The sequence below is a fragment of the Geodermatophilus sp. SYSU D00710 genome, from assembly GCF_054050195.1.
In genome coordinates, this window is record NZ_JBJGYX010000005.1 from 1 (window position 1) to 23,229 (window position 23,229).

Below are 23,229 nucleotides of genomic sequence, written 5' to 3' on the forward strand. Positions count from 1 at the left end.
CCCCCCCCCCCCCCCCCCCCCCCCCCCCCCCCCCCCCCCCCCCCCCCCCCCCCCCCCCCCCCCCCCCCCCCCCCCCCCGCCCCCCCCCCCCCCCCCCCCGCCCCCCCCCCCCCCCCCCCCCCCCCCCCCCCCCCCCCCCCCCCCCCCCCCCCCCCCCCCCCCCCCCCCCCCGGCTGTGGTCGGGGACGCTGGTGGCCAACCTGGTCGGCGGCTGGCTGTTCATGTGGCTGGTCGCGCACGGCTTCCCCGAGCTGGGACCCACGCTGGTCGAGTCGGCGCGGCACTTCGTCGAGTCGCCGCTGGACCTGCGCGCGGTGTGCCTGGCCTTCCTCGGCGGCGTCGTCATCACGCTGATGACCCGCATGCAGAACGGCACCGCCGCCGACGGCGCGAAGATCGTGGCCGCGGTGGCCGGCGCGTTCGTCCTCGCCGGGATGCAGCTCTTCCACTCGGTCCTGGACTCGCTGCTGGCCTTCGGCGCCATCCACACCGGCACGGCGCCCTTCGGCTACGGCGAGTGGCTCGCCTGGTTCTGGTACGTGACGCTGCTCAACATGGCCGGCGGGCTGCTGGTCGTCACGCTCCTGCGCCTGGTGCGCAGCAAGGAGCTGCTGCAGCGGGAGCGGGCCGCGGCCGCCGCCGAGGAGTGAGGACGCGCGCCGAGCCTGCGCGGGCCGGGCGCCTCCGGTGGCCAGACTGTCGGCGTGATCAGGGTCGACGGGCTGACCAAGCGCTACCGCACCCGCGTCGCCGTCGACGACGTGTCCTTCACCGTCTCCCCGGGCCGGGTCACCGGCTTCCTCGGGCCCAACGGCTCGGGCAAGACGACGACGATGCGCTGCGTCCTGGGCCTGACCCGGCCCACCGCGGGCACCGCGACCGTCCTCGGCGTGCCGTACCGGGAGCTCGACGTCCCGATGCGGCGGGTGGGCGCGCTGGTCGACCCGCGGGCCCGCCACCCCGGCCGCACCGCGTACGCCCACCTGCTCGCGCTGGCGCAGAGCAACGGGTTGCCCGCGTCCCGCGTCGACGACGTCGTCGAGCTGGTGGGGCTGGGCGCCGTGGCGCACGAGCGGGTCCGCGGCTTCTCCCTCGGCATGGGCCAGCGGCTGGGCATCGCCGCGGCGCTGCTCGGCGACCCCGAGGTGCTGCTGCTCGACGAGCCGGTCAACGGCCTGGACCCCGAGGGCATCCGGTGGGTGCGCGGGCTGCTGCGCGACCTCGCCGGCGAGGGCCGCACCGTGCTGGTGTCCAGCCACCTCATGAGCGAGATGGAGGACACCGCCGACCACCTGGTCGTCCTCGGCCGTGGCCGGCTGCTGGCCGACGTCGCCATGGCCGACCTGCTGGGCCGCGGCGCCGCGGTGCGGGTCCGCAGCCCCCGCGCGCCGCAGCTGGCCGCCGCGCTGCACCGGGCCGGTGCCGCGGTGTTCGCGGAGGCCGACGGCTCGTTGCGGGTGGCCGGGCTCGACGCCGCGGCCGTCGGCGACGTCGCCTTCGCCGCCGCCGCGCCGGTGCACGAGCTGACCACGGTGGTGGCCTCGCTGGAGGCCGCCTACCTGGCGCTCACCGGCGAGGACGTCGAGTACCGGGCGGGGGCGGCGTGAGCGTCACGCTGACCGCGGTGCTGCGCAGCGAGCAGACCAAGCTGCGGACGCTGCGCTCGACCTGGTGGTGCGCCGCCGTGTACGTGCTGGTGGTGGGCTCCTTCGCCTGGCTGGCCGCCGCGACCACCACCAGCGCGCCCACCGCTGACTCCGCCGTCGGGGTGGTGCTCACCGGCTTCGCGTTCGGGCAGGTGGTGCTCGTCGTCCTCGGGGTGCTGGCGGTGACCGCGGAGTCCGCCACCGGCATGGCGCTGGCCTCGCTGGTGGCGGTGCCGCGCCGGACGCGGCTGCTGGCGGCCAAGACCGCCGTCGTCGCGGCGTGGACGGCGCTGACCACCGCGCTGCTGGTGGCCGGGTGCGTGCTGGCCGCGCGGGTGCTGGTCGCGGTGCCCGGCGGCGTGTCGTTCACCGACCCGGACGTGCTCCGCCCGGCCGGCCTGCAGGTGGCCGGGGCGGTGCTGGTCACCGTGCTGGCCGCGGGGCTGGGCGCGGTGCTCCGCTCGACCGCCGGGGCGCTCGGGCTCGGCATCGCGCTGGTGTTCGTCGCCCCGCCGGCGCTGGCGCTGGCCGGCGGGCGCACGGCCGAGCTGCTGTCGCAGGCGATGCCCGCGCTGCGGGTGGGGGAGGACGCGTTCCTCGCCGTCCCCACGAGCTGGCCGGTGGGCCTGGCGGTGGCCGGGGCATGGGCCGCCGCCGCGTGGGTCGCCGGTGCGCTGCTGCTCGAGCGGCGCGACGTCTAGCGGGGGCCGGACGCCACCGCGGCGGCGAGCTCCCGGCCCGCCGTGGGGGCCGGTCCGGTGCCGGACTCGCGGATCCCGTAGCGGACGTAGAGCCGGCCCAGCGGCTCGGGCGCCCACCAGTTCGCCCGGCCGAGGAGCCGCATGGTGGCCGGCACGAGGAGGGCCCGCACGATGGTCGCGTCGATCACGATCGCGATGAGCATCGCGATGCCGATCATCTTGATCAGCACGACGCCGGAGACGGAGAAGGCGCCGATCACGACGACGAGCAGCAGCGCCGCGCTGGTGATGATGCCGCCGGTGCGCTGCAGCCCGGTGGCCACGGCGGTGGTGTTGTCGCCGGTCAGGTCGTACTGCTCCCGGATGCGGGACATGAGGAAGACCTCGTAGTCCATCGACAGCCCGAAGACGATGGCGAGCACCAGGATCGGCGAGGTGGCCTCGACGAACCCGGTCGGTGTGAAGTCCAGGAACCCGGAGAGGTGCCCGTCCTGGAAGATCCACACCAGCGCGCCGAAGGAGGCGCCCAGCGACAGGACGTTCATCAGCACGGCCTTGACCGGCAGCACGACCGAGCCGAAGGCCAGGAACAGCAGCACGAACGACGTCACCGCCACCAGCAGGGCCATCCACGGGAGCAGCGCGCCGAGGCTGTCGAGCAGGTCGGCGTACACCGCTGCCGCGCCGCCGACGAGGACGACGGCGCCCTCGGGCGCGGGCACCTGCCGGATCGCGGCCACCAGCTCCCGGCCCTCGGCGCCCATCGCGTTCACGTCGGCGGCGACCACCACCCGTGCCGTGCTCCCGGCCACCTCGGCGACCGTGGCGCCGTCCACGCCCGGGACGGCCGCGACCGCGGCGACGTAGGACTGGAGCGCCGCGGCGCCCTCGGGTGCGTCCGCGGCGCCGGGCAGGGTGAGGACGGCCTCGACCGGACCGGACGGAGCCGGCGGGAAGTCCCGCTCGATCGTCTCGGCGACCACCCGGCTCTCCGCTCCCTCGGGCATGGCGCGCACGTCGATGCCGCCGAACTCCGCGCGTGCGAACGGCAGGGCCAGCGCGACCAGCAGCCCACCCACCACGACGGCGTACACGACCGGACGGCGCATCACGCTGTGGGCGATCCGGTACCAGGTCCCCTCGCGCTCGCGGGCGTGCGCGGGCCGCCGGCGTCGACGGCGGACCAGCGAGCGCACGGAGAGCGCGTCGACGCGGGGCCCGAGCACGGCGAGCAGCGCCGGGAGGAGGGTGAGCGCGGCCAGCATGGCGATCAGGACGGCGCTCATCCCGCCGAAGCCCATGGAGCGCAGGAAGACCTGGGGGAAGATCAGCAGACCGGCCAGGGAGAGCGCGACGGTGACCCCGGAGACGGCGACCGTGCGGCCGGCCGTGGCCATGGTCCGGGCCAGGGCGTCCTCGACGCTCGGCTGGCGGCGCACCTCCTCGCGGAACCGGCTGACCACGAACAGCCCGTAGTCGATCGCCAGCCCGAGGCCCAGCACGGTCACCACGTTGACCGCGAAGACCGACACGTCGGTGACCAGCCCGAACGCCCGCAGCGCCGCGAACGAGCCGAGGATCGCGGTCACGCCGATGGCGAGGGGGAGCGCGGCCGCGGCGAGGCCGCCGAAGATCACGACGAGGAGGATCGCCAGGATCGGCAGCGAGATCGTCTCCGCCGTCGCGATGTCCTCGCTGACCTGGGTGTTCATGTCCCGGTTGAGAGTCACCTCGCCGCCGAGCCGGGTGGTCAGGCCCGGGGCGGCCAGGTCCTCCTCGATGGCGTCGAGGACGTCCTCCCGCTCGTCCTCGTCCCCTCGCAGGCTGAGGACGGCGTAGGTGCTGCGCCGGTCGTCGCTCACCAGGAACGCCGCGCCCGTGTCGAACCACGACACCGTGCGCAGCACGTCCTCCTCGGGCAGGGCGTCGAGCGTGGAGGTGACCGCCTCGGCGTAGGCGGGGTCGTCGACCGTCGCCGCCTCACTGGAGTACAGGACGACGACGTCGGCGGCACTGCGGCCCAGCTCTCGCTCGGCCACCACGGCGGCCCGCGAGCTCTCGCTGTCGGGGTCGAAGAAGCCGCCGCCGGTCATCTGGCCGAAGACGCCGGTGCCCCAGGCGCCGGCGAGGGCGACGAACGACAGGGAGAGTGCCAGGACCCACCGGCGCCGGCGGTACACGGCGCGACCCAGTGCCTCGAACACGGCCTCTCCCTCGTCCCGGGAACGGGCTGGTCCCGCTCTCAGCGCACCGTCCGGGAGACCCGCGTGGGGAGCTGTCGTCCTCGCGACACGTCGCCTGTCCCTCCGGCGACACGACCAGCGCACCCCTCGTCCACATCCGCCCCCGTGTCCGCTGCCCTCCGGGCGGCCGGAACGTCGTCCCGGCGGCCCGGAGGGCAGCATGGCCGCCGGAGCCGCGGCGCGGAACCGGGAGCGGCGCGGCGCGACGTCCGACTGCTCGGCCTCAGCCGGGCTCGACCGGGGCCGACGTCCGGCGCGGGCCGAAGGCGACCGCGCGGACGTCGTCGAACACCGGCGGGGGAGCGGGCGAGGCCCACATCTGGTTGGTCAGCAGCACCGCCGTCGTCCCGGTGACAGGGTCGGTCCACCAGGAGCCGCCCAGCCCGCCGTCCCAGCCGAAGGAGCCGGCGTGCCGGCCCCGTGGCTCGTCCTCCCGGCGCACGCCGATGCCCAGCCCCCAGCCGCCGCCCTCGGCGTCGACCGGGCCGGCCTGCTCGGTGAGCATGGCGGCGACGGTGTGCTCGGCGAGCACCCGCTGCCCGGACGGCGTGCGGCCGCCGGCCAGCAGCATCGCGGCGAACGTGGCGAGGTCGTCGACGGTGGAGACCAGCCCGTCCCCGCCGTCGGGGAAGGACGGCGGGGCGGCCCACTGGCCGTCGGGCGGGTCGTAGAGCCCGCGCCGGCCGTCCTCGCCCCGCGGTGTCCAATGCGGCCCGAGCCGGTCCCGGGCGCCGTCGAGGACGCCGAAGCCGGTGCTGGTCATCCCCAGCGGCGCCAGCACCCGATCGCCGAGCACCTCGGGCAGCGGGCGGCCCGCGGCGCGGGACACCAGCACGCCCAGCACGCTCGCGCCGGTGTGGTAGAGCCAGCGCTCCCCGGGCTGGTACGCCAGCGGCACCGAGGCCAGCCGGCGCAGCCACTCGTCCGGGGGCGGCGCGGCCTGCGGTGCCGGGGGACCGGCCGGCAGCCCCGCCTCCCCCGGCGCGGCCACGGTCGGCGTCGGCCAGGGGGCGGTGAAGTCGAGACCGGTCCCGAGCCGCAGCGTGAGGACGTCGCGCACAGTGACCGGCCGCCGGGCCGGGACGGTGCCAGCGGAGGGGTCGGCGGGGTCGGCGAGCACACGCGGGCCGGCCAGCTCGGGCAGGTGGGCGTCGACCGGGTCGTCGAGGCCCAGCGTGCCGTCGTCGACCAGCGTGAGCGCGGCGGCGGCGACCACCGGCTTGGTGACCGAGGCGATGCGGAAGACGGTGTCGGGGGTGACCGCGTCGTCCCCGCCGGGGGTGTGCGTGCCGGCGGCTCCGCGGGCGACCTCGCCGTCGCGGGCCACCCTCCAGGCCGCGCCCGGCACCGCCCCGGCGGCCACCGCGCGGCCCACCACCTGCGCCACGTCCTGCACCAGTCCCATCTCCTGCCGACCGGCCGGGGACGCGGAAGTCATCGGCCGCGAGTCATCGGCCGCGGGCGGCGCGGCGCAGGGCGGACAGATAGCGGCGGGTGGCCAGGCCCTGCACGAACCGGCTGACCGGGGGGACGGCGCGGGCGGCCGGCGTGGCCAGCCGGGAGAACACCCGGATCGAGACGACGACGTCGCCGTCCTCGGCCAGCCGCACGGTGAAGCACTCCTCGCCGCTCTCCGGGTGCCCGGGCAGGGTGCCGTAGGCGAAGCCGCGCTCCTCCCCGGTGGTCGACGCCCACACCACCCGGCAGGGGATGTCGTAGCCCAGCCGCCACAGCCCCGCGGTGAGGACGACGACGGTGCCGACCTCGCCCGCCGGCCCGCTCGCCCGCACCCGCAGCCCCACGCTGCGCTGCGGCGTCCAGTCGAGGACCGCCGCCGCCACCCGCTCGAACGTGTCCCGGCCCGCGCCGACCGTCTCGCACCACTCGCCGTGCAGGTAGCCGGCCGGCAGCTCGGCGTCCCGCGTGGCGCCGACCTCGGCGTAGGTGAGCGGCGCGTCGCGGAGGCCCTCGGGCGACGCGGCCCGGAACAGGCCCATGCGTGCAGTGTGGACCGGCGTAGGTTGACCGGCACTGTGCTGCCCGCCGTCACCGCCACCCGCTACGTCACCCCGCTGCGCGAGGGTGGCTCGCTGCCCGGGCTCATGGAGGCCGACGACCTGGGCACCTACGTGGTCAAGTGGCGCGCCGCCGGCCAGGGCGTGCGGGTGCTGGTCGCCGAGGTGGTCTGCGGCGAGCTCGCCCGCGCGCTGGCCCTCCCGGTGCCCGCGCTGGTCACCGTGGACGTCGCGCCCGAGCTGGCCGTGGGCGAGCCCGACCCCGAGGTGCAGGAGCTGCTGCAGCGCTCGGCCGGCCCCAACCTGGGCCTGGACTACCTGCCCGGCGCGCTGGACTTCGAGGCCGGCGCCGGCTCGGTGGGCTCCGAGCAGGCCGGGCGGGTGCTGTGGTTCGACGCGCTGGTGGGCAACGTCGACCGGTCGTGGCGCAACCCGAACATGCTGTTCTGGCACGGGCGGCTGCAGCTGATCGACCACGGCGCCGCGCTGACCTTCCACCACCACTGGCCCGGCGCGCCGGCCGCCGTCGCCCGCCCCTACGACGCCGCGCAGCACGCGCTCCTCGAGTGCTCGCCCGACGTCCGCGCGGCCGACGCGGCGCTCGCCGGCCGGGTCACCCGCCCGCTGCTGGAGGAGGTCCTGCGCCAGGTGCCCGACGACTGGCTGGAGGGCCCCGAGCCCGGGGAGGCCCCCGACGACGTCCGCGAGCGCTACGTCGCCCAGTTGCTGGCCCGCCTGGCCGCGCGGGACGCGTGGCTGCCCGGGGTGGTGGCCGCGGCCGCGGCGGGCGGGTCGCGCCGGCGGGCGCCGCGCGGGGAGAACCGGCCGGCCTGGTTGGGGCCGCCCCCGCCCGAGGGGGTCACGCAGCGGTGAGCCGCGAGACCTTCGAGTACGCCGTGCTGCGCGTGGTGCCGCGGGTCGAGCGGGGCGAGTCGCTCAACGCCGGCGTCCTCGTCTACTGCCGGCAGCGCGACTACCTCGGCAGCCGGGTGCACCTCGACGTCGACCGGCTGCGGGCGCTGGACCCGACCGCCGACCCCGACGCGATCGGCCAGGCGCTGCAGGCCGCCGCGGACGTGTGCGCCGCCGACCCCGCCGCGGGCGCCGCGGGCCGGGAGGCGCTGGGCTCGCGCTTCCGCTGGCTCACCGCCCCGCGCAGCACCGTCGTGCAGCCCGGGCCGGTGCACACCGGGCTGACCGAGGACCCCGCCGCCGAGGCCGACCGGCTGCTGCGGCTGTTGGTACTCCCCGTCACGGAGTGAGCACAGCCGGGTGAACGGGCGGTGACCCACACGTTCCCCGGCTGGTCACCGCGGGGACGGCGGGACGTCGCGCGGCGCTCCTAGCGTCCCCGCCGACCCGCACACCCGAGTCCGGAGCAGCCCTCTCATGACCCTGACGCCCGAGCGTCCCGCCGACGTGCCCGACGAGCTCCCCGCGGAGGTGGGGTTCGACGTCAGCGACGACCCGGACGACACCTCGTCCAACCCGACGACCGAGCGGCCCTTCTGGGCCGTGGCCGAGGCCCGGCTGTCCCGCCGGTCGGTGATCGCCGGCGGCATGCTGGCCGCCGCCGGGTTCCTCACCTCCTCGCTCGTCCGGACGCCGGCCGCCTCCGCCGCTCCCGGCGGCACCCCTGGTGCGCCCGCGCCCGCCGGCCCCGTGCTGGGCTTCCAGGCGATCGCACCGAGCACCGCCGACGAGGTCGTCGTGCCGCCGGGCTACACGGCCGTTCCCTTCATCCCGTGGGGGACGCCGATCACCGGCTCCTTCCCGGCGTTCCGGCCCGGCCTGCCGACCGCCGGCGGCAACACCGCCGACGAGCAGGCCCAGCAGGTGGGCACCCACCACGACGGCATGACCTACTTCCCGGTGCGCCCGGCCGCTGCCGGCAACCAGCACGGCGTGCTCGTGCTGAACCACGAGTACACCGACGAGAACTACCTGCAGACCGGGACCAGCACGCGGCCGCCGCGGGCCGAGTACACCGCCGAGATGGTGCGCAAGTCGCAGAACGCGCACGGCGTGAGCGTCGTCGAGGTCCGCCGGCAGGGCCGCAACGGCTGGACCGTCGTCCGCTCGCCGCTCAACCGGCGGATCACCGCGACCACGCCGATGGCCTTCTCGGGTCCGGCCGCGGGCAGCCAGCTGCTGCGCACCGCCGCCGACCCGGCCGGCCGCACGCCGCTGGGCACGATCAACAACTGCGGCAACGGCGAGACCCCGTGGGGCACCTACCTGACCTGCGAGGAGAACTTCAACGGCTACTTCCGCGTGGAGCCGGGCACCTACGACCCCGCCGACCAGGCCGACCTCGCCCGCTACGGCGTCGGCGGCGACTCCTACTACTGGGCCGACCACGACCCGCGCTTCGTCGTCCGCCCCGGTGACGCCCACGAGCCCAACCGCTTCGGCTGGGTGGTGGAGATCGACCCGCTCGACCCGCGGTCGGTGCCGGTGAAGCGCACCGCGCTGGGCCGGCTCAAGCACGAGGACGCCACCGCGCACACCGCCCGCGACGGCCGGCTGGTCGTGTACATGGGCGACGACCAGGTCAACGAGTACGTCTACAAGTACGTCAGCGCCCGCCCGTGGGAGCAGATGCGCCGGCAGGGCGTCAGCCCCCTCGACGAGGGGACCCTGTACGTCGCCCGCTTCGCCGAGGACGGCACCGGGACGTGGATCCCGCTGGTGCACGGGCAGAACGGGCTCACCGCGGCCAACGGGTTCGCCGACCAGGCGGCGGTCCTGGTGCGCACCCGGCAGGCCGCCACGCGGGGCGGGGCCACGCCGATGGACCGGCCGGAGTGGAGCGCGGTCGACCCGCGCACCGGCACGGTCTACCTGACGCTGACCAACAACACGACCCGCGCCACCGCGAACGGCCCCAACCCCCGGGTGTCCAACCGCTGGGGCCACGTCGTGCGCTGGGAGGAGGCCGGCGGCGACCACACCGCGACGTCGTTCCGCTGGGACCTGTTCCTGCTGGCCGGCCCCGGGGGCGGCGTCGACGGCTCGACCGTCGCGCCCGAGGACGCCTTCGGCTCACCCGACGGCCTGTGGGTCGACCCCGACGGCCGCGCCTGGATCCAGACCGACGGCACCCAGCCGGCGCAGGCGAACAACCAGATGCTGGCCGCCGACGCCTCGGCGCCGTTCGACCAGGAGCCCGAGGTGCGCCGCTTCCTGACCGGCGTGGTCGGCTGCGAGGTCACCGGCATCGCCACGACGCCGGACCGGCGCACGCTGTTCGTCAACCTGCAGCACCCCGGGGAGAACGGCGGCAGCACCTGGCCCCGGCTCGACGGCGTGACCACGCCCCGGTCGGCCACGGTGGTCATCACCAAGGACGACGGCGGGGTCGTCGGTTCCTGACCCCGGTACGACGGCGGCGCCGGGACCTCGCGGGAGGGCCCGGCGCCGCCGTCGCACCCGCTGCGGACGCGGCCGACCGGCTGCTGCGGCTGCCGGTGCTCCCCGTCACGGACTGACCACCGGGAGGGCGCCCCCCGGGGTCAGGTCGCCCCGACGAGCTCCAGGAGCTGCTCGCGGGTCGGGCCGGCCGGCGGTGGAGCCTCGTGCTCGCCGGCCACCTGCAGGACCCGGTCGGTGAACCCGGGGCGGGTGAACAGCTCCGCGGGCAGGGTCAGGCAGTCCACCACCTCCATGAACGCGCGGTAGACCTCGCTGTCGAACGCCATGGCCCGGGCCAGCGCGGGGCCGAGCGCGGCCGGCCCGTGCGGCTGGGGCGGGGGACGGCCTTCCCGCGCGGCGTCCATGTCGGCGAGCCGGGCCCGGTCGACGGCGACGGTGGCCCGGTACCAGGGGGTCAGCCGGGCCTCGGTCTCCGCGTCCCACGCCGCCGCGAACTCCTCGGGGTCGCCGAGGTGCTGCCGGACGACCTCGCGCAGCGCGACCGCGTGCACCAGGCCGAGCGCGATGCCCCGGCCGATCGAGGGGTTCGTGCAGGCCCACGCGTCGGCCACGGGGGCGATGCCGGTGGCCACCGGGCGCTCGCCGTCGGACAGCCGGCGGTGCCGGTCGAGGATCCCCGCCATCGGCAGGACCCCGGTCAGCGGCTCGCCGTCGAGCCAGTGCGCCTGTCGGGGGCAGGCCGCCACGACCGCCGTCCACGCAGCCTCGTGCCGCAGCTCCTTGAGGGGCCGGTCGTGGGAGGCGGTGTAGAGGGTCACCGACCAGGTGCCGGAGTCGGCGGGCAGGGTGAGCACCGAGAAGGAGCCGAGGGCGACGTTGAGCCGGTCGCGGGGCTCCGGCAGGCGGCCGTCGCGGGACCGGAAGTAGCGGGTGTAGTAGGTGAACCCGCTGTCCACCGACTCCTCCTGCACCGGGGCGCCGCCGGCCTCGAGCAGCCACCGCGGCAGCGGCGAGCGCCGGCCCGTGGCGTCGACGACGAGGTCGGCGGCCACCTCGCCGTCGGTCGTGGCGACGCCGGTGACGTGCGGGCGCCCGTCCAGCGGCCGGGTGAGCAGGCCGGTGACGGTCACGCCGCGCCGGACCCGCAGGCCCGGCTGCTCGTCGGCGGTCCGGCCGAGGACCTGCTCGAGCACGCAGCGGCGGGCGGTCAGGGTGACGTGGCGGTCGTCGTCCGGCCGCCGGTCCAGCGGCGGCACCGTGGGCGGGGCCGTGGTCAGGGTGTCGAAGCGGACGGCGTGGGCGGCGGCGAGGGCGGCGCTCACGTCCGGCAGCTCGGCGTCGAGGACCAGCCGCGCCCGCGGCTGCAGGTAGTGCGGCTGGCGGAACTGCGCGACCCCGCCGCGGTGCCACTGCTGCCACGCCTCCTCGGGCGTGCCCGGCACCGGGTCGGGGTCGTGCTCCAGGACGGTCACCTCGTGCCCGTCGCGGGCCAGCAGCAGCGCCGAGGCGAGCCCGCACACCCCGCCACCGAGCACGACGACGTCGGCCATGGCGGCCTCCTCCCGCTCCCTGCCGCACGCTAGGAGCGCGGAGGGGCGGGCCGGGAGAGTCCTTGGGCTCCGGTCGCCTCAGCCGGGGAGGAGCGCGTCGATCCGCCGCGCGAGCTCCAGATCGAGCTCGCTGACCCCGCCGGCGGAGTGGCTGACCAGCGTCAGGTGCAGGGTCCGCCAGCGCAGGTCGACGTCCGGGTGGTGGTCGAGCTGCTCGGCGACGAAGCCGATCCGCACGATCGCGGCCACGGCGTCGGCGAAGGTCGGCAGCTCCACGCTGCGGCGCAGCCCCGCGGGGTCGCCCGACCACAGCGGCAGGTCGGCCAGCGCGGCGGTGAGCTCCTCGGGGGACAGCTTCGGCGGTCGGGGCACGGTGGCAGTCCTACCGGTTCAGAGGTGCAGGCCGCACTCGGTCTTGCCGCGGCCGGCCCAGCGTCCGGCTCGCGGGTCCTCGCCCGGGGCGACCGGCCGGGTGCAGGGCTCGCAGCCGATGGAGGCGTAGCCCAGCTCGTGCAGCGGGTTCACCGGCACCTGGTGCTCGGCGACGTAGGCGTCGACGTCGGCCTGCGTCCAGGCGGCCAGCGGGTTGACCTTGACCATGCCCCGCTTGGCGTCCCAGTCGACGACCCGGGTCCCCGCGCGGGTGGCGGCCTCGTCGCGACGCACCCCCGAGCCCCACGCCGCGTACCCGGCCAGCGCCGTCGCCAGCGGCTGCACCTTGCGCAGCGAGCAGCACAGGTCGGGGTCGCGCCGGTGCAGCTCCGGGCCGTGCTCGGCGTCCTGCTCGGCCACCGTCTGCGCTGGCGTCACGTTGACCAGCGTGATCGGCAGGACGCCGCTGATCCAGTCGCGGGTGCCGATCGTCTCGGCGAAGTGGTAGCCGGTGTCGAGGAAGACGACGTGCACGCCCGGGACCGCCCGGGAGGCCAGGTGGGCGAGCAGCCCGTCGGCCATCGACGAGGTGATGGCGAAGTCGTCGCCGAAGGTCTCGCCGGCCCAGCGGAGGACGGCGAGGGCCTGCTCGACCGGGTCGGCGATCCTCTCGAACCGGGCGTCGGCCTCCGCGGCCAGCTCCGGCGTGGCACGCACGGCGGTGGTCATGGTCGCTGCACCCCTGTCCCGGTCAGGCGGACGGTGAACGTGCGGAGGCAGGCGGCGCAGTGCCACTCGCCGCCGGACTCCCCGGTGGGGGTCAGCTCCTCGTCACCGCAGTACGGGCAGTGGAACACGGGGAGCTGGCGCTGCCTTCCGCCCGAGGGCGTGTCGGCCTCGTCGCTCACAGCAGCCAGGCCTCCTCGGCCCGCGCGACGTACGCGGCGAACCGCTCACCGGGCTGGCGCCGCTCGAGGTAGCCGCGCAGCACCCGCTCGCAGTAGTCGGCGGTCTCGGCCTTGGTCACCTTGTGGCCGCGGAACTTGCGGCCGAAGGCCGCCTCGACCCCGAGGTGCCCGCCCAGGTGCACCTGGAAGCCCTCGACCATCTCGCCGGAGTCGTCGCGCACCATCGAGCCCTTGAGACCGATGTCGGCGGTCTGGAAGCGGGCGCAGCTGTTCGGGCAGCCGTTGACGTTGATGCCGATCGGCTCGTCGAAGCCGGGCAGCCGCTTCTCCAGCTCGGCGTAGAGGTCCTGGGCGTGCTGCTTGGTCTCGACGATCGCGAGCTTGCAGAACTCCAGGCCGGTGCAGGCCATGGTGCCGCGGCGGAAGGCGCTCGGGCGCACCAGCAGGTCGTGCTCGGCGAGCGCGGCGACGAGGTCCTCCACGTGCTCGTCGGGCACGTCCAGGACCACCATCTTCTGCTGCGTCGTCGTCCGGATGCGGCCCGCGCCGTACTCGTCGGCGAGGTCGGCGATCCGGGTGAGCACCGTCCCGGTGATCCGGCCGGTGCGCAGCGCGAAGCCGACGGCGTTGCGGCCGTCCTTCTGCCGCGCGACGCCGACGTGGTCGCGCGACTCGTGCTTCGGCGGCGCGGCCGCGGGGCCGTCGGGCAACGCGCGGTGCAGGTACTCGTCCTGCAGCACCTGCCGGAACCTCTCCGGACCCCAGTCGGCCATGAGGAACTTGATCCGGGCCCGGTTGCGCTGCCGCCGGTAGCCGTAGTCGCGGAAGACCGAGGTGCAGGCCGCCCAGACCTCGGTGACCTCCTCCGGCCGGACGAACACGCCGACCCGCTGGGCGAACATCGGGTTGGTCGACAGGCCGCCGCCGACCCACAGGTCGTAGCCGGGCTCGCCGTCCGGGCCGACGACGCCGACGAAGGAGACGTCGTCGATCTCGGGCTCGGTGCAGTGGTCGACGCAGCCCGACATCGACGTCTTCCACTTGCGGGGCAGGTTGCTGAACTCCGGGTCGCCCACGTAGCGGGCCACCGTCTGCGCCATGACGCCGGTGGCGTCGACGACCTCGTCCTCGAGGACGCCGGCCAGCGGGCAGTTGAGCATGCCGCGCGGGGTGTCGCCGCAGGCCTCGGTCGTGGTCATGCCGACCGCCTCGAGCCGCTCCCAGATCTCGGGGACGTCCTCGATGCGGATCCAGTGGTACTGGATGTTCTGCCGGTCGGTGACGTCGGCGACGTCGCGGCCGAACTCGGTGCTGATGGCGCCCAGCGTGCGCAGCTGCTCGCTGGTCAGCGCCCCACCGTCGGTGCGCACCCGCATCATGAAGTAGGAGTCCTCGAGCTCCTCGGGCTCCAGGACGGCGGTCTTGCCGCCGGGGATGCCGGGGGCCCGCTGGGTGTAGAGGCCCATCCAGCGCATCCGGCCGCGCAGGTCGCCGGGGTCGATGCCGTCGAAGCCGGTCCTCGAGTAGATGTCGAGGATCCGCTGACGGACCTCGAGGCCGTCGGAGTCCTTCTTCATGCGCTCGTTGGGGTTCAGCGGCTCCCGGTAGCCGAGCGCCCACTGGCCCTGGCCGCGGACCGGCCGGCTGGAACGGGGTGGAGCGGACACGGTGCACTACTTCCTGCGCCGTCCGCGCCGGTTCGTGACCCGCGCGGAGCGCGCTGCCAGATCGGGGACGCGACTCGCGCCGCGGGGGGACTGGTGGTCAGCGCGCGGCGTGACAGGCGGCGCTGCTGACCCGGGCGAGGTCGACGTGCAGACGCGCGACGAGCAGGCTGCCGCGGTCCGTCACGCCCCCCATGGTCGCACACCCGCGCGGGGCGCCCGTGCGGTCACGCTGTTGGTGAGCCACGGTCGGCCCCGTCCAGGGCACCGCCCCGAGCCTGCGAGGGGTGGGGAGGGCGGGGTCCTCCTGCCATGGCCGCGCGGATGCGCGCCACGGACTCGTCCAGCGGGGTGACCGAGGTGTCGATGACCACCTCGGCGCGCGCCGGCGGCTCGTAGGGGTCGTCGATGCCGGTGAAACCGGAGATCTGCCCGGCCCGGGCCCGCGCGTAGAGGCCCTTGACGTCGCGGGCCTCGCAGACCTCCAGCGGGGTGGCCAGGTGCACCAGCACGAACCGGCCGTGCCGCTCGACCAGCGCCCGCGCCTCCTCGCGCGCCTGCTCGTAGGGCGCGATCGCGGCGACGACGGCGGTGCCGCCGTGCCGGACCACCTCGCCGGCGACGAAGCCGATCCGGCGGATGTTGAGGTCGCGGTCCGCGCGGGAGTAGGACAGCTCGCTGGACAGGTGGGTGCGCACGACGTCGCCGTCGAGGACGGTCACCGGCCGGCCCTCGGCCTCCAGCTGTGCGACCAGGGCGTCGGCGATCGTCGACTTGCCCGCGCCGGACAGGCCGGTGAGGAAGACGGTGACGCCGGGCTGCCGTGCGCTGCTCACCGGCCGAGTCTTCCCCAGCCGCCGGGCGGGCCGGTCAGGCGGGGTCGTCGCCGAACGAGCGCCAGGCGCTCTCGACCGCCACCAGCTCGGCGACGTGGCCGGGCAGCTTCCCGGCGACGACGTCGGCCAGCGTGACCTCCTCCAGCACCCGCCGGTAGGCCTCTCGGGCGGCCACCCAGACGCCGGCCAGCTCGGCGGCGACCCCCGGGTAGCTCACGTCCTCGGGCCGCTGGCCGTGCACCTCGGCGAGGAACCCCTGCTCCACTCGCATGACGCGCGCGATGGAGATCTCCGACGGCGGCAGCGCCAGCCGGTAGCCGCCCTCGCGGCCCCGCTGGCTGGTGACCAGCCGGGCGTGCTGGAGGTCGCCGAGGATGCCCTGCAGGAAGCGGGAGGGGATGTCCTGGGCCCGCGCGATGCGGTCGCAGGTCAGCGCGTCCGGCGCGACGGCGGCCAGCTCGACCGCCGCGCGGACGGCGTAGTCGACCCGGGCCGTGATGCGCACGGGCTCATCCTGCCCCGTCTGGGACCGTGGCGGCGTGGACCGGTTGCACTTCACCACCGTCGTGGCGGCGCCGCTGACCGTCGCCTTCGACGTCGCGCGGGCCCTGGGGCGCCCCTGGCCGTTCCCGCTGGAGGAGGTCGAGTCGGCCCGCCCGGTGTCGGACCTCTACGCCGCCGGGCCCGGTTCCGGCTGGCGGCGGCTGACCCACGCGCGCACGTTCACGGCCACCGGGGCCGGCACCGTCGTCGAGGAGCAGGTCGAGTGGGACACCGGCCTGCCCGGCGTGCTGAGCGGGCTGGTCGACCGGGCGGTGCTGCGCCGCCGGGTGCAGCGGTCGATGCGGCGGCACCTCGACGGCTACGCGGCGGCGGCGGCGCTGCGGGCGCTCGACGTCGTCCAGGTGGTGGGGGCGGCGATCGTCCGCGCGGACGGCGCCTGCGGCGGCGAGGTGCTGGTCGCCCAGCGCGACTCGGGTCCGCTGGCCGGGTTGTGGGAGTTCCCCGGCGGCAAGGTGGAGCCGGGGGAGGACCAGCAGGCCGCGCTGGTGCGGGAGTGCGCGGAGGAGCTCGGGATCACCGTGGCGCCGCGGGCCTTCCTGGGGGAGGTCCCGCTCGACGGCGTCGTCGCGGGCGGCGCCCCGGGCGCCTCGACGCTGCGGGTCTGGGAGGCGCGGCTGGTCGCCGGCGAGCCGGTGGCCCACGAGCACCGCGACCTGCGCTGGGTGCGCGCCGGCGACCTCGAGCACCTCGACTGGATCGCCGCGGACCGCCCGCTGCTGCCCGCCGTCCGCGACCTCCTCGGCCGCCCCTGACACGCCACGGGCGCCGTCCCCGGAGAGACGGCGCCCGTGCGGTGAGGTGCTGGAACGGCTCCTTCGCAGGGTCCCGCCGCGAGCGGAGCGAGTGGCGGGGGGCGAAGGGGTCCTTCTACTTGAACACGTCCTTGACCTTCTCGCCGGCCTGCTTGAGGTTGCCGGCCGCCTTGTCGTTGGCGCCTTCGGCCTGCAGGTCGCGGTCGCCGGTCGCCTCGCCGACGCGCTCCTTGCCCTCGCCGGAGAGCTCCTGGGCCTTGTTCTTCATCTTGTCGATCCCGCTCACGGTGAGCTCCTCTCTCGGGGGACGAGGGGTTACCCCCGGGTACGGTTCCGACACCCCGGTCGCCCGGACGGCGGAAGTCCTGCGGGCTGAGCGCCTGGAGGCCGCAACACGTGTCGTGACGGAGGCGGCGTACCGTCCCCTTTGCATCGCGGCCCACCGGGTCGTGAGCCAGGGTCACAATCCGGTGACGGTCGTGGACGGTCATCCCCGGCGCTGCCTAGGGTCGCTCGCGGCGTTCCGGGACCGATCCCGGGTGTTCACCTGATGGACGCCGACGCCCGGCACTGCGCCCGGGTGAGCATCGACCAGTCCGTTCCCCCCGCAGCTGCGGGACGAGGGAGGCATCGCACGTGAAGTTGAGCAAGCGCCGGTCGGCGCTCGTGGCGACCGGCCTGTCGGCCGCGCTGCTGCTGACCGCCTGTGGCGGCGGCGACGACAGTGAGTCGGGCACCGGCGGCGGTGGCGGTGAGGGTGGCGGCACCTACAGCCTCTACATCGGCGAGCCCGAGAACCCGCTGATCCCTGGTAACACCACGGAGAGCGAGGGTCACCAGGTCATCTCCTCCCTGTGGACCGGTCTGGTCGAGTACGCCGCCGACGGCGAGGTGCAGTACACCGGTGTCGCCGAGTCGATCGAGTCCGAGGACAACACCACCTGGACCGTGACGCTCAAGGACGGCTGGACCTTCCACGACGGCACTCCGGTGACCTCGCAGTCCTTCGTCGACGCGTGGAACTACACCGCCTACAGCCCGAACGCCCAGGGCGCGTCGTACTTCTTCAGCAACATCCAGGGCTACGACGACCTCCAGGCTCCCGTCGACGAAGCCACCGGCGAGCCGACCGGCGAGCCGGCTGCCCAGGAGATGAGCGGGCTGCAGGTCGTCGACGACCAGACGTTCACGGTCACCCTGGCGACCCCCTTCGCCCAGTTCCCCGTGACGGTCGGCTACAACGCCTTCTACCCGCTGCCCGAGTCCTTCTTCGAGGACCCGGAGGCGGCCGGTACCCGACCCGTCGGCAACGGCCCCTACCAGGCCGAGGAGGACTTCGTCCCGGGCACCGGCTTCACCGTGACCCGCTACGAGGACTTCGCCGGGGAGCAGCCGGGCAACGCCGACTCCGTCGAGTTCCGGGTCTACGCCGACCTGAACACCGGCTACACCGACCTGCAGGGCGGCAACCTCGACGTCCTCCCGGACATGCCGCCGGACGCCCTCGCCTCCGCCCCGGACGAGCTCGGCGACCGCTTCCTCGAGGCGCCGTCGTCCGGGTTCACCTACCTCGGGTTCCCGACCTACGACCCGCGCTACTCCGACCCGCGGGTGCGGCAGGCCTTCTCCATGGCCATCGACCGCCAGGCGATCTCGGACGCCATCTTCAACGGCAGCCGCACGCCCGCGGACGCTTACGTCGCGCCGGTGGTCGACGGTTACCGCGAGGGTGCCTGTGAGTACTGCGAGCTCGACGTCGACCGGGCCAACCAGCTGCTCGACGAGGCCGGTTTCGACCGCAGCCAGCCCATCGAGCTGTGGTTCAACGCCGGAGCCGGCCACGACGCCTGGGTCCAGGCGGCCGGCAACCAGCTCCGGGAGAACCTCGGGATCGAGTACACCCTCCGCGGGGACCTCGACTTCGCCGAGTACCTGCCGCTGCTCGACGAGCAGGGTGCGACCGGGCCGTTCCGCCTCGCCTGGAGCATGGACTACCCGAGCCCGCAGAACTACCTGGAGCCGCTGTACAGCACCGCGGCCCTGCCCCCGGCGGGCTCGAACGCCACGTTCTACCAGAACCCGGAGTTCGACGAGCTCATCCGGCAGGGCAACTCCGCGGGCAGCAACGAGGAGGCCATCGAGCTGTACAACCAGGCCGAGGACCTGCTGCTCGAGGACATGCCGATCATCCCGATGTTCTTCGACCTGGAGCAGGCCGCTCACTCGGAGAACGTGAGCGACGTGGTGATCGACGTGTTCGGTGACATCGACGTCGCCGGAGTGACCGTCAACAGCTGACGTCCGCGACACACAGCACGGCGCCGCCGGGGGTGCCTGTCCAGACCGGACAGGTGCTCCCGGCGGTCGGCCGATGGGGCCCCGACCGTCCCACCGGGCGGACACCCCGCCGACTCGTGCCGGGGGGATGCCCCGCATGATGGACGACGCGCCACCTCAGACCGGGGACCGGCTGCGTCCTGACCGAGGAGGGACATGGGCCGCTACGTCGCGCGCCGCCTTCTGCTGACCATCCCCGTGCTGATCGGGGCCTCGTTCCTGATCTTCGCCATGGTCTATGCGCTTCCCGGCGACCCCATCCGCGCACTCGCCGGCGACCGCCCACTCGCACCAGGGGTCGTGGCTGAACTCCGCGAGGAGTTCAACCTCGGCGACCCGCTGTGGCTGCAGTACGTCAAGTACCTCGGGGACCTCGTCCAGGGCGACTTCGGCACCGACTTCCGTGGCCGCCCCGTACTCGACACGATCCTCCTGCGGCTGCCGGTGACGGTCCAGCTGGCCGTGGTGGCCATCGGCTTCGAGATCGTCATCGGAGTGGTGGCCGGTGTCCTGGCGGGCATCCGCAAGAACGGCTTCATCGACAACGTCGTCCTCGTCAGCACCACCATCATCGTCTCCATCCCGATCCTGGTGCTGGCGTTCGTCTCCCAGTACGTGTTCGGTCTGCAGTTGGGCTGGTTCCCGATCGCCGGCACGACGGAGGGGTGGCGCAGCTTCCTGCTCCCGGGCCTCGTGCTCGCCTCCGGGTCGCTCGCCTACGTGGCGCGGCTGACTCGCACGAGCATCGCGGAGAACATGCGGGCCGACTACGTGCGCACCGCCAAGGCCAAGGGACTGCAGCCTCGGACGGTCGTCGTCCGCCACACTCTCCGCAACAGCCTGATCCCGGTCGTGACGTTCATCGGCGCCGACATCGGTACCCTCATGGGTGGTGCAATCGTCACCGAGAGTGTCTTCAACCTGCCTGGCATCGGGCGTGCCGTCTTCGACTCGGTCCGAGCTCAGGAAGGGGCGGTCGTGGTCGGGATCGTCACCCTGATGGTCTTCTTCTTCATCTTCTTCAACCTGGTCGTCGACGTGCTCTACGCCGTCCTGGACCCGAGGATCCGCTATGACTGACCAGCAGCAGTTGGACCTGCGCAAGGACGAGGTCGAGGCCGGGACGACCACGGGACTGGCCAGCCCCTCGCTCGACGTCACCAAGGAGCGGCAGAACAGTCTCTGGAGCGATGCCTGGGGGCAGCTCAGGCGGAGCGTCACCTTCTGGGTCGGCGCGGTGCTGTGCGTGCTGTTCGTGATGATGGCGCTGTTCCCGTCGGTGTTCGCCCGCGGCGCCGATCCGCGCGCCTGCGACCTGTCCAACTCCCGGGGGACGCCCTCGGCCGACCACTGGCTCGGCTTCGACCAGCAGGGCTGCGACTACCTGGCGAACGTCGTCTACGGCGCCCGCAACTCGCTCCTCATCGGCGTCCTCGGTGTCCTGGGCGTGCTCGTGCTCGGCGTCGTCGTCGGCGCGGTCGCGGGGTTCTACGGGCGCCTCACCGACAGCATCCTGTCCCGGGTCGCCGACATCTTCTACGCCCTGCCCCTCATCCTGGGCGCGCTGGTCCTGCTGCGGGTCGGCCCGTCGACCGGCCTGCCCGTCATCAGCGACCGGGGGCCCGGTGCTGTGGCCATCGCACTGGCCGCCTTCGGCTGGATGACGGCGATGCGGCTGGTCCGGTCTCAGGTCATCGCGGTCAAGAGCTCGGACTACGTGGCTGCCGCGCGTGCCATGGGCGCCTCGGACCTCCGTATCCTGGTGCGGCACATCATGCCCAACGCGGTGGCGCCGGTGCTGGTCTACGCCACGATCACCATCGGTGTGCTGATCGCGGCCGAGGCGACGCTGACCTTCCTGGGGGTCGGCCTCCAGCCGCCGGCGATCTCCTGGGGGCTGCAGATCGACACCGGCCAGGAGCTGCTGAGGACGGCGCCGCACCTCGTGCTCTTCCCCAGCATCGCCCTGACGCTGACCGTGATGGCGTTCATCCTGATGGGCGACGCCCTGCGCGACGCCCTCGACCCGAGGCAGCGCGCATGACCAACCTCGACCTGTCCAAGCCCACGTCCGAGGCCGCCCCGGCCGGTACCCCGCTGCTGGACGTGGACGACCTCCACGTGGAGTTCCGCACCCGCTCCGGCACGGTGCACGCCGTCAACGGCGTGAGCTACAGCCTGGCGGCGGGGGAGACCCTGGCCATCCTCGGTGAGTCCGGCTCCGGCAAGTCGGTCTCGGCCCAGGCGATCATGGGGATCCTCGAGACGCCGCCGGCGGTCATCTCCGGCGGCGGCATCTGGTTCGAGGGCAAGAACATGCTGGGGATGTCGGCCGAGGACCAGCGGAAGGTCCGCGGCCCCGGCATCTCGATGATCTTCCAGGACGCGCTGTCGTCGCTGAACCCGGTCTACAGCGTCGGGTTCCAGATCGGCGAGATGTTCCGGGCGCACCGGGGGATGTCGAAGAAGGACGCCCGCAAGCGCGCCGTCGAGCTGATGGACCGCGTGCGGATCCCCGCCGCGGCCCGCCGCGTCGACGACTACCCGCACCAGTTCTCCGGCGGCATGCGCCAGCGCGTGATGATCGCCATGGCCATCGCGCTGGACCCGCGGATCCTCATCGCCGACGAGCCGACCACCGCCCTCGACGTCACCGTGCAGGCGCAGGTCATGGACCTGCTCAAGGACCTGCAGCAGGAGACGGGCATGGGGCTGATCCTCATCACCCACGACCTCGGCGTGGTCAACGAGGTGGCCGACAACGTCGCCGTCATGTACGCCGGCGAGATCGTCGAGCGCGGTACCGTCGACGACGTCTTCACCCACCCCGCCCACCCCTACACCGAGGGGCTCATGGGGTCGGTGCCCCAGGTCGAGCACAAGGGCGGACGCCTGCAGCCGATCGCCGGGCAGCCGCCGAACCTGGCGCGCATCCCGAGCGGCTGCCCGTTCCACCCGCGCTGCGCCCACCGGCGGCTGGGCGCCGAGGCCGCACCGGGCCGTGAGTGCTCGACCGACGTCCCACCGCTGCGGCTGGTCGTCCCGGGGCGCGAGGCGGCCTGCCACTACAGCGAGGAGGTTCTCGGTGTCCGAGCCCCGTGAGCACGGCGCCACCGCGGCGTCGTCCCTGTCGAAGCCGGCTCCTGCGCCGGCCGCCCCGACGCTGGAGAAGCCGGCCCCGGCCGGGGCCCGCGGCGCGATGGGCGAGACGCTGCTCGAGGTCAAGGGGCTGCAGAAGCACTTCCCGCTGACCCAGGGCATCGTCTTCAAGCGCACGATCGGCCACGTCCGCGCCGTCGACGGCGTGAACCTGCAGTTGCGCCGCGGCGAGACCGTGGGCCTGGTCGGCGAGTCCGGCTGCGGCAAGTCGACGGTGTCGAAGCTGATCGTCGCGCTGGAGAAGCCGACCGCCGGGTCGATCCTCTACAAGGGCAAGGACGTCGCCCGCATGGGTGGCCGCGCGCTCAAGGACTACCGGCGCGAGGTCCAGATCATCTTCCAGGACCCCTACGCCTCGCTCAACCCGCGGATGACCGTCGGCGACATCGTCGCCGAGGGCTGGGCCGTGCACGACGACGTCGCCCCGAAGAAGGGCCGGCTCAAGCGCACGCAGGAGCTGCTCGACCGCGTCGGGCTCAACCCCGATTACGTCAACCGCTACCCGCACCAGTTCTCCGGCGGCCAGCGGCAGCGCATCGGCATCGCCCGCGCGCTGGCGCTCCAGCCGGAGATCATCGTCTGCGACGAGCCGGTGTCGGCGCTCGACGTCTCGGTGCAGGCGCAGGTGGTCAACCTGCTCGAGGACCTGCAGGACGAGTTCGGCCTGTCCTACCTGTTCATCGCCCACGACCTGTCGGTGGTGCGGCACATCTCCGACCGCGTCGCGGTCATGTACCTCGGCAGCATCGTCGAGGAGGGCACCGACGAGCAGGTGTACGCCTCGCCGTCGCACCCCTACACCCAGGCGCTGCTGTCGTCGGTCCCGCTGCACGAGCCGGCGCTGCGCGGGCAGAAGGACCGGATCCTGCTTCAGGGCGACGTCCCGAGCCCCGCGGACCCGCCCTCGGGCTGCCGCTTCCGCACCCGCTGCTGGAAGGCCCAGGACGTCTGCGCCACCGAGGCGCCGGCGCTGGTCGACCGCGGCCAGGGCCACCCGAGCGCCTGCCACTTCGCCGAGGCGCGGACGGTCGTCCCCGTCGACGCGGAGTAGGCGGCGCCACGATCAGGTGACCTGATCGTCGGGCGTCCTCCCTCACGTCCCACCGT

At 74.4% G+C, this 23,229-nt stretch carries 24 protein-coding genes; 12 read left to right on the plus strand and 12 right to left on the minus strand.

Going from position 1 to position 23,229, the window contains the following annotated elements:
* Positions 1-173 precede the first annotated feature (173 nt).
* From ACI78U_RS03305 to ACI78U_RS03315, 3 genes are read left to right on the plus strand one after another with little or no spacing between them, the layout of a single operon-like run.
* Complete coding sequence (locus tag ACI78U_RS03305) at positions 174-650, plus strand: formate/nitrite transporter family protein (protein ID WP_456874003.1); 477 nt, start codon at positions 174-176, stop codon at positions 648-650.
* A 54-nt stretch (positions 651-704) separates the two neighbouring features.
* A complete protein-coding gene (locus ACI78U_RS03310) occupies positions 705-1,607 on the plus strand; it encodes an ATP-binding cassette domain-containing protein (protein ID WP_456873862.1) in 903 nt (300 codons plus the stop codon).
* Positions 1,604-2,347 carry an ABC transporter permease gene (locus ACI78U_RS03315; RefSeq protein ID WP_456873863.1) on the plus strand — a complete coding sequence of 248 codons (744 nt, stop codon included), beginning with the start codon at positions 1,604-1,606 and terminating at the stop codon, positions 2,345-2,347. Before ACI78U_RS03310 ends, ACI78U_RS03315 begins: the two co-directional genes overlap by 4 nt.
* Here ACI78U_RS03315 and ACI78U_RS03320 read toward each other — a convergent pair.
* From ACI78U_RS03320 to ACI78U_RS03330, 3 genes are all read right to left on the minus strand, one after another.
* Positions 2,344-4,551, minus strand: a complete 2,208-nt coding sequence (locus ACI78U_RS03320; protein ID WP_456873864.1) for an MMPL family transporter — start codon at positions 4,549-4,551, stop codon at positions 2,344-2,346. The two genes, ACI78U_RS03315 and ACI78U_RS03320, sit on opposite strands and share 4 nt — an antisense overlap.
* Before the next feature lie 262 nt (positions 4,552-4,813).
* On the minus strand, positions 4,814-5,995 hold the full coding sequence (locus tag ACI78U_RS03325; protein ID WP_456873865.1) for a serine hydrolase domain-containing protein: 1,182 nt from the start codon (positions 5,993-5,995) through the stop codon (positions 4,814-4,816).
* 43 nt (positions 5,996-6,038) lie between these two features.
* Positions 6,039-6,587, minus strand: a complete 549-nt coding sequence (locus tag ACI78U_RS03330) for a DUF1990 family protein (protein ID WP_456873866.1) — start codon at positions 6,585-6,587, stop codon at positions 6,039-6,041.
* Positions 6,588-6,611: 24 nt separating this feature from the next.
* Here ACI78U_RS03330 and ACI78U_RS03335 point away from each other — a divergent pair, with 24 nt between their 5' ends.
* The 3 genes from ACI78U_RS03335 (at position 6,612) to ACI78U_RS03345 (ending at position 9,980) form a co-directional block, all read left to right on the plus strand.
* Complete coding sequence (locus ACI78U_RS03335) at positions 6,612-7,478, plus strand: HipA family kinase (RefSeq protein WP_456873867.1); 867 nt, start codon at positions 6,612-6,614, stop codon at positions 7,476-7,478.
* A complete protein-coding gene (locus ACI78U_RS03340) occupies positions 7,475-7,867 on the plus strand; it encodes a DUF3037 domain-containing protein (RefSeq protein ID WP_456873868.1) in 393 nt (130 codons plus the stop codon). The genes ACI78U_RS03335 and ACI78U_RS03340 overlap by 4 nt, the downstream gene beginning before the upstream one ends.
* A gap of 127 nt (positions 7,868-7,994) precedes the next feature.
* Complete coding sequence (locus tag ACI78U_RS03345; RefSeq protein WP_456873869.1) at positions 7,995-9,980, plus strand: PhoX family protein; 1,986 nt, start codon at positions 7,995-7,997, stop codon at positions 9,978-9,980.
* A gap of 140 nt (positions 9,981-10,120) precedes the next feature.
* Here ACI78U_RS03345 and ACI78U_RS03350 read toward each other — a convergent pair whose 3' ends face one another.
* From ACI78U_RS03350 to ACI78U_RS03385, 8 genes are all read right to left on the minus strand, one after another.
* The gene (locus ACI78U_RS03350; protein ID WP_456873870.1) at positions 10,121-11,530 is read right to left on the minus strand and encodes an NAD(P)/FAD-dependent oxidoreductase; all 1,410 of its coding nucleotides are present in this window, start codon (positions 11,528-11,530) and stop codon (positions 10,121-10,123) included.
* A 78-nt stretch (positions 11,531-11,608) separates the two neighbouring features.
* On the minus strand, positions 11,609-11,902 hold the full coding sequence (locus ACI78U_RS03355; protein ID WP_456873871.1) for a 4a-hydroxytetrahydrobiopterin dehydratase: 294 nt from the start codon (positions 11,900-11,902) through the stop codon (positions 11,609-11,611).
* A gap of 18 nt (positions 11,903-11,920) precedes the next feature.
* Positions 11,921-12,631: a phosphoadenylyl-sulfate reductase gene (locus ACI78U_RS03360; RefSeq protein WP_456873872.1), complete on the minus strand. Its 711-nt coding sequence runs from the start codon at positions 12,629-12,631 to the stop codon at positions 11,921-11,923.
* Entirely contained in the window at positions 12,628-12,810 is a 183-nt protein-coding gene (locus tag ACI78U_RS03365) for a hypothetical protein (protein ID WP_456873873.1), read from the minus strand. The genes ACI78U_RS03360 and ACI78U_RS03365 overlap by 4 nt, the downstream gene beginning before the upstream one ends.
* Positions 12,807-14,477, minus strand: a complete 1,671-nt coding sequence (locus ACI78U_RS03370) for a nitrite/sulfite reductase (protein ID WP_456873874.1) — start codon at positions 14,475-14,477, stop codon at positions 12,807-12,809. Before ACI78U_RS03370 ends, ACI78U_RS03365 begins: the two co-directional genes overlap by 4 nt.
* 97 nt (positions 14,478-14,574) lie before the next feature.
* Positions 14,575-14,670: a putative leader peptide gene (locus tag ACI78U_RS03375; RefSeq protein ID WP_456873875.1), complete on the minus strand. Its 96-nt coding sequence runs from the start codon at positions 14,668-14,670 to the stop codon at positions 14,575-14,577.
* Between the two features lie 31 nt (positions 14,671-14,701).
* A complete protein-coding gene (gene cysC / locus ACI78U_RS03380) occupies positions 14,702-15,310 on the minus strand; it encodes an adenylyl-sulfate kinase (RefSeq protein WP_456873876.1) in 609 nt (202 codons plus the stop codon).
* Positions 15,311-15,344: 34 nt separating this feature from the next.
* Positions 15,345-15,815 (minus strand): RrF2 family transcriptional regulator, encoded by a 471-nt coding sequence (locus ACI78U_RS03385; RefSeq protein WP_456873877.1) that lies wholly within the window; start codon positions 15,813-15,815, stop codon positions 15,345-15,347.
* A gap of 34 nt (positions 15,816-15,849) precedes the next feature.
* Here ACI78U_RS03385 and ACI78U_RS03390 point away from each other — a divergent pair, with 34 nt between their 5' ends.
* Positions 15,850-16,626: a (deoxy)nucleoside triphosphate pyrophosphohydrolase gene (locus tag ACI78U_RS03390; protein ID WP_456873878.1), complete on the plus strand. Its 777-nt coding sequence runs from the start codon at positions 15,850-15,852 to the stop codon at positions 16,624-16,626.
* Between the two features lie 115 nt (positions 16,627-16,741).
* On the opposite strand, the gene ACI78U_RS03395 is transcribed toward ACI78U_RS03390, so the two are convergent.
* Positions 16,742-16,912, minus strand: a complete 171-nt coding sequence (locus ACI78U_RS03395; RefSeq protein ID WP_204693118.1) for a CsbD family protein — start codon at positions 16,910-16,912, stop codon at positions 16,742-16,744.
* Positions 16,913-17,262: 350 nt separating this feature from the next.
* Between ACI78U_RS03395 and ACI78U_RS03400 the strand changes: the two genes are divergently transcribed.
* From ACI78U_RS03400 to ACI78U_RS03420, 5 genes are all read left to right on the plus strand, one after another.
* On the plus strand, positions 17,263-18,924 hold the full coding sequence (locus tag ACI78U_RS03400; protein ID WP_456873879.1) for a peptide ABC transporter substrate-binding protein: 1,662 nt from the start codon (positions 17,263-17,265) through the stop codon (positions 18,922-18,924).
* Between the two features lie 195 nt (positions 18,925-19,119).
* Complete coding sequence (locus ACI78U_RS03405) at positions 19,120-20,043, plus strand: ABC transporter permease (protein ID WP_456873880.1); 924 nt, start codon at positions 19,120-19,122, stop codon at positions 20,041-20,043.
* Positions 20,036-21,007, plus strand: coding sequence for an ABC transporter permease (locus ACI78U_RS03410; protein WP_456873881.1), 972 nt, complete (start codon positions 20,036-20,038; stop codon positions 21,005-21,007). The genes ACI78U_RS03405 and ACI78U_RS03410 overlap by 8 nt, the downstream gene beginning before the upstream one ends.
* Positions 21,004-22,065, plus strand: coding sequence for an ABC transporter ATP-binding protein (locus ACI78U_RS03415; protein ID WP_456873882.1), 1,062 nt, complete (start codon positions 21,004-21,006; stop codon positions 22,063-22,065). The genes ACI78U_RS03410 and ACI78U_RS03415 overlap by 4 nt, the downstream gene beginning before the upstream one ends.
* On the plus strand, positions 22,049-23,173 hold the full coding sequence (locus ACI78U_RS03420; protein ID WP_456873883.1) for an ABC transporter ATP-binding protein: 1,125 nt from the start codon (positions 22,049-22,051) through the stop codon (positions 23,171-23,173). Before ACI78U_RS03415 ends, ACI78U_RS03420 begins: the two co-directional genes overlap by 17 nt.
* Positions 23,174-23,229: the final 56 nt, after the last annotated feature.